The 4,399-nt window shown below is 64.0% G+C and carries 5 protein-coding genes; all 5 read right to left on the bottom strand.

Annotated features, from left to right (window positions below):
* Nucleotides 1-329 precede the first annotated feature (329 nt).
* Entirely contained in the window at nucleotides 330-620 is a 291-nt protein-coding gene (locus tag I6F38_RS42925) for a DUF1330 domain-containing protein (protein WP_225164648.1), read from the bottom strand.
* A gap of 129 nt (nucleotides 621-749) precedes the next feature.
* Nucleotides 750-2,177, bottom strand: coding sequence for a serine hydrolase (locus I6F38_RS42930; RefSeq protein WP_225164649.1), 1,428 nt, complete (start codon nucleotides 2,175-2,177; stop codon nucleotides 750-752).
* Nucleotides 2,178-2,504: 327 nt separating this feature from the next.
* Nucleotides 2,505-3,578, bottom strand: a complete 1,074-nt coding sequence (locus tag I6F38_RS42935) for a helix-turn-helix domain-containing protein (RefSeq protein WP_225164650.1) — start codon at nucleotides 3,576-3,578, stop codon at nucleotides 2,505-2,507.
* 31 nt (nucleotides 3,579-3,609) lie between these two features.
* Nucleotides 3,610-4,185 carry a GNAT family N-acetyltransferase gene (locus I6F38_RS42940; protein WP_225164651.1) on the bottom strand — a complete coding sequence of 192 codons (576 nt, stop codon included), beginning with the start codon at nucleotides 4,183-4,185 and terminating at the stop codon, nucleotides 3,610-3,612.
* The coding region (locus tag I6F38_RS42945) for a hypothetical protein (protein ID WP_225164652.1) at nucleotides 4,173-4,399 on the bottom strand (227 nt) is incomplete at its 5' end. The genes I6F38_RS42940 and I6F38_RS42945, both read right to left, overlap by 13 nt.

Here is a 4,399-nt window from a genome sequence, read left to right on the forward strand (position 1 = left end):
AAAAATATACTTCGACGTATCAATCCCAATGCGGATAATCTGGTTCACGGACGGCTCCCTTGTATGAGATCTAGACAACCTCATTCTGGCACACTGATGCCGTAGGGGGCCGTCCACACCATCAACCACCGCATTCAGCGATGAAACCGGATCGCGGCCCCGGCGTCGCACAACAAGTCTCATTTGGGGTAATGGGTCCCGGCCTTCGCCGGGACGACGACGGCGGGGATGCGTCGTAATTCAAGAAGTCAAACAGCGCGGTGTCATCGCCCGCGTGGCGAAATGGATTCCGGGCTCATGCTTCGCATGCCCTGGAATGACGGCGCGTCCTACTCCGCTCCATCGATAATCACAAAATCCCCCTCTGAATATTTCTGCCGGATCGCCTTCGCGGCCTGATATTCCGGGCAGGTGTAGCATTCCATCGCAGTGGCGCGATCCCTGAATTCGATGACGAAGTTGCGCTGGCGCGTTGTGCCTTCCATCACCTCATAGGGGCCATTGCGCACGATGAAGTTGGCGCCGTATCTGGCGAATACCGGCATCGCGGCAGCGAGATATTCGGGATAGCGGGCTTCGTCGTGAACCGTGACGTGCACGATCCAGTAGGCTTTCGGCATGATGGTCTCCGGCTGACGCGTGGTTCAAGAAACTGTGGCGCTCCTCCTCACGAGATGCGCCATCGCATCAGAAAATTCCGGAGGCCGAGATTCAATTCACGATCGCGCGGGCGCTGTGTGACGTGCCGGTCAATTGCCGCCCGCGAGCCGCGGACTTATGGAAGTCGATGTAACCACATCGCGAACCAGATCGAACACACCGTCCGCCTCGGGCGGCATGTTCGGCGAGCGGCCGAGCCGGACGATGACGAGGTGCTGCGACGGCACGATAATCACATACTGCCCGATCGTGCCCTTGGCGAAGAAGGCATCGCGCGGCCAACCGTGCTCGACACGGTAGTGGGCGCCAAAGCTCCCGCCGAGATTGGTCCAGAAGCCCGCGCCATAGCCGACCCAGGCATTCGGCGTCGGCGATGCCGAGTACTTCACCCAGCCCTCGGGTAGGATGCGCTTGCCGCCAACCACGCCGTCATTGAGATAGAGCTGACCCAAGCGCGCCCAGTCGCGCGCGCTCGCCATCATCGCGCCCGATCCTTCCGGCGTGCCCGCAGCATCGAACTGCATCACGACATTGCGCATGCCGAGCGGTCCGAACAGCTCCTCACGCGCGAAGCGCATCACATCAGTCGCATGCCCGCCGGCGGCGTTGCGGATCAGGTGCGAGAGGATCAGGTAGTTGCCGTCGTGATAGTTCCAGACCCGACCGGGTGCGCTCTCCAGCGGAACGCTCTCGGCGAAGGCGGCCATATCCGATTCCATGAACTTCATGCGGTTGACCGGCTCGAGCACGGATGCCAGCGACGCCTGCAGCGAGCTGCCGAGCGCAAGCCCTGCAGTGTGGCGCAACAGCTCGTCGACCGTGATCGCGTGGCGCGGATCGTCGGGATTCCGCCAGGCCGCGATCGGGACCGGCTGGTCGCGCGTCAGCCTGCCCTCGCGGACGAGGATTCCGATCAGGGCCGAGATCGCCGACTTGCTCATGGAGAAGCCGAGCAGCGGCGTGTCGATGCCGATGCCGTTGGCGTAGCGCTCGGCGACGATGCGGCCATCCTTCATCACGACGACAGCGCGGGTGCGGCGGAACGGCGGCTCGGCCGGCTCGGCAAAGGCGCGGTCGAGCGCAGCCGCAAGCTGCGGGGTCTGCGGCGGGACGAGCTCCGGACCCGCGATCTCGGGCAGCAGCGCGGCCTGTGGCTTCTCCGGCGGAAGCGCGGTATCGCCCAGCGTCTCGCCATGGTCGAGCGTGCAGCCCATGCCCTCGCGATAGACCGCATGGCTGCGGCCGAGCCCGAACAGCGTCACGGTGACGTCCTTGCGATCGAGGTCGACCTCGGTGTCCATCGCCCAGGTGATCAGGCCGGCGCCCGGCATCGCGTCCGTGGTCTCGGTCAGATTTCGCCTGGGGTGGAGCCCGCTGACGAAGGTCTCCGAGCAGATCACGTTGGCGACAAAGCCGGTCGCGACCTCAGGCACATCGCGGGCGCGGGCGGCGGACAGCGCCAGCGCACCGAAGGCGGTGCTGGCGGCGAGAATAAGAAAAAGCTTTCGACGGGTCACGGGATCCTCCGGCAATGCGCAATGGGCATGGCCGGGATCAGGCCGCAGGGGGTGGGATAGCGCTCGCCGGATTCGGAAATCGGGCTGGCCGAGGATTGGAGGCGACTGGTCGATTCTGGAATTCTACAGCGATTACAAGGGCCTGTAATCGCGACGCCTCTTACCTTCTCCCCTTGTGGGAGAAGGTGGCGCGGACGAAGTCCGCGACGGATGAGGGGTCTCTATCCGCGGAGACAAACCCCTCACCCGGCTTCGATGCTACCGCATCGAATCCACCCTCTCCCACAAGGGGAGAGGGTGCAGCGGTATCCGCCGCAAGCAGGACATCTACACCGCACTTGCCTTCAGCTTCCTGTACTCCGTCGGCGTCACACCGGTGGTCGCCTTGAAGGCGCGGTTGAAGGGGCCGAGCGACTGGAAGCCAGCGTCCATGGCGATGGTGATGACCGGGACTTCGGACTGGGAGGGATCGGCGAGCGCCGCCTTGGCCTCCTCGATCCGGTGGTTGTTCAGGAAGACGTTGAAGTTGCGGTAGCCGAGCCGCTGGTTGATCAGCCGCCGCAAACGGTACTCGGGGATCTTCAGCCGGGTCGCCAGCGTTCCGATCGTGACGTTGTCGTGGCGATAGATGCGCTCGTCCGCCATCAGCCGCATCAGGGCATCGACCAGCTTGCGGTCGGCCGCCTCCTCGGCCGCGGCTGGCTTCGTCAGCACGACAGCCTCCGCCGGCACCGTGAACAGGTCGGCGCCGTCGACGCGCATCATCGCCCAGGTGATTGCGGCCACGATGGCGGTGAGCACGGCCGCATTCACCAGGTTGGCCCATTCCACTGTCACGCGGCTGCCGGCATAGGCAATCTGAAGCAGCGCATTGAATCCGCCGTACAGCGCAGACGCGGCGACAATGAAGACACGAACACGGCGGCGGCGCTCGACCAGATCCGCCGACCATGATCCGATGGTTTGCGCCACCGCGAGCGCAACGAAAACGAGCGTGAGCGAATTGACCATGGTGATCGCGAGCCGCGCGTGACCGGCGGGCGCAATCCACATGCAATTGACGAAGCTGTAGGCCACGACCGCGGCCCAGATCAGGCCGTGCCACCAGCGCAGCACAAACGCGTCATCGAACAGCGCGCGCGTGAACAGCCAGAACACCACGATATCGCCGGTCGAGAGCGCGATCAGTGGCGCATGCCAGTCCGAGACCGGCGGCCCCGCACCGATCGACGCAGTCACCGCATGCGCGGCCGAACCGAGCGCGAAAGCGGCCGCAAGGCGCCCGGAAAGCGCTTTGCGAAAATCAGTCAGCAGCAAGGCGGCAAGCACCAGCAGCAGCGCCACGCTGGCGCTGCGCAGGCAGAGTTCAAGTGCGGCCCAATCTGAAGCAGCCGATGTCATCGCCGAACAATCGTCGGTCGGACATGGTTTTTCAAGATGGCTCACGCTGCCAGTGCTGGCGCGACATCACCCAGATATCGACCACATCGCCCTCGAGCTTGCCCGGCCCCTCATTCACGGCACCGAGCCGCCGCGCCACCGCCTGCGAGGCGACGTTGGCCGGATCGATGCAATGGATAATGCGGTCGACCGTGAAGTTCGCGAACACAAAGTCGATCGCGGCACGCGCCGCTTCCACCGCATAGCCCTTGCCGCGATGCTCTTTGGCGATGCCCCAGCCGACCTCGAAGCCCGGCCATTCCGGCGGAAAATACGGGCCGACGCGACCGATGTAGCGGCCGGAAGACTTCTCCTCCACCGCGAACATGCCGAAGCCGTGCAGCGCCCAATGGCCCGAGATGACGGCGGCATTGCGCCAGCCCTTCAGCTCCGACGTGACCGGCTGATGATCCGGCGTGATGAAGCGCGCCGTCTCGGGATCGGACAGCATTTTCGTGTTCTCAGCGACATCGGATGCGCGCCACGGCCGCAGGATGAGCCGCGCGGTCTCGATCACGGGACCATCGACCTGCAGCAGTCTTGCGCCTGGCTTGATCAGAGAAACCATGACTGTCTCCGGTTTCCAAGTTTGAACTTGCTGCCATCGAGAGCAGGTGCAAGCCACAAGTAATTCGTCGTCTTTGCGAACGTGTTTAGTCCCGTGAGTTTAGCAACGGCCTGGATCGGGGCCTGGTAGCCGAGGCATTTGAGGCGAGTCCGGTTGTAGTCGTGGACGAACCTGGCGATGAAGGCGTCGCGATCGGCATGGTCGATGAAGGTCC

Origin of the sequence: Bradyrhizobium sp. BRP56 (genome assembly GCF_020194035.1) — a bacterium.
Taxonomy (GTDB): Bacteria; Pseudomonadota; Alphaproteobacteria; order Rhizobiales; family Xanthobacteraceae; genus Bradyrhizobium; species Bradyrhizobium australafricanum.